Below are 1,078 nucleotides of genomic sequence, written 5' to 3'. Positions count from 1 at the left end.
CTCGTGGGATGATAGAGCGCCTGATAGCGATCTTCATTCTTCGACAAAATAAAGCCTCCACGGGGCCCGCGGATCGACTTGTGAGACGTGCTGGTGACGACGTCGCAATGGGCCACGGGATTCGGATGCGCTCCAGCGACAATCAGGCCGCCGATGTGCGCGATGTCGGCCACGAGATAAACGTTCGCCTCCGCAGCGATTTCTGCCATTGCCGCGTAGTCAAAGACACGCGGATAGGCAGTTCCGCCGACCCAAATGAGTTTCGGCCGTTCCCGCCTGGCTGTCTCACGCAAGCGGTCATAGTCGATTTGCTGCGTCTTTTCGTGCAGCCCATAGGGAACGCGTTGATAATCAGTGCCGGAAAATTTGACGGACCAACCATGAGTCAGATGGCCGCCTTCGGGTAAAGGCATGCCCATGACTTTGTCTCCGGGAATCAAAAGCGCGCGATAGACAGCCTGGTTGGCTGGTGACCCCGAATAAGGCTGGACGTTGGCGTGCTCACTGCCAAATAGCGTTTTCAGGCGCTCGATCGCGAGGGTCTCAAGCTCATCGACGATCTCGTTTCCCGTGTAGTAGCGCGCGCCGGGGTAGCCCTCGGCATACTTGTTCGCGAAGATCGAGCCGGTCGCTTCCAGTACGGCTGAGGAGGCAAAGTTCTCAGATGCGATGAGTTTGAGCATCGTCCGCTCCTGCCGCCTCTGTCGTAGAAGCAGTTCATGAACGCGGCAATCGACGTGGACCAAGGAAGACCGTCCGTATGTGCCGGGTTCTGCCATGGCTGCGTCAGCGGAGTTATTCATGGTAGTTTCGCACTCCCACCTATGCAGATCTTTTCACGATCAAGCAGCAGTCCCTTCGACCACGCGTCTGTATCGCCTCGAGCCGCTCCAGGTCCCGCTTATGATACCCATCGTAGTGGGGCAGGAGATCGACCAAGAATTGAAGCAACCCTACGTCCTTGCCCCTGCATTGAGATGATATGAGGACCTAGGATGTTGTCCGTTGCCGCAAAGAAAGTCGGCTTTGGCCAGCAGCCGGACGTGTCGAGAAACGCGCTCCCGACGAAGATCGAGAA

Annotated in this window: 1 protein-coding gene; it reads right to left on the bottom strand. The window is 57.2% G+C overall.

Features of this window, described 5'->3' with window-relative positions; genetic code table 11:
- The coding region (locus C9427_RS33565; protein WP_146172654.1) for a serine hydroxymethyltransferase at positions 1-803 on the bottom strand (803 nt) is incomplete at its 3' end.
- Positions 804-1,078 lie beyond the last annotated feature (275 nt).

This window comes from Mesorhizobium helmanticense, assembly GCF_003034915.1.
Lineage (GTDB): Bacteria > Pseudomonadota > Alphaproteobacteria > Rhizobiales > Rhizobiaceae > Mesorhizobium > Mesorhizobium helmanticense.
The sequence above is the reverse complement of the archived record's forward strand: the minus strand, read 5'-3'. Positions and strand labels throughout refer to the sequence as shown.